The organism is Erwinia sp. PME.40.26/001 (assembly GCF_055556675.1).
Genome location: NZ_JBVHNP010000471.1, coordinates 1 through 232 on the forward strand (window position 1 = coordinate 1; position 232 = coordinate 232).

Consider the following 232-nt stretch of genomic DNA (forward strand, 5'->3'; position numbering starts at 1 on the left):
GGATGCGCCGGATCCTCTTCCACCATACGGCGCAGGCGGGAGATCTGCACGTCGATGGAGCGCTCCATCGCTGAGTATTCACGACCGCGCGCCAGGTTCATCAGCTTATCGCGCGACAGCGGCTCGCGCGGGTGGCTAACCAGCGCTTTCAGCACCGCAAACTCACCGCTGGTTAGCGGCATTGGTTCATCTTCGCGGAACATTTCACGGGTGCCGAGGTTCAGTTTGAACT

Annotated in this window: 1 protein-coding gene; it reads right to left on the bottom strand. The window is 60.8% G+C overall.

The annotated features are described in order from the left end of the window. Nucleotides 1-232, bottom strand: a 232-nt coding sequence (locus ACZ3HG_RS25020) for a winged helix-turn-helix domain-containing protein (RefSeq protein WP_465335267.1), incomplete at both ends; no start/stop codon positions are given.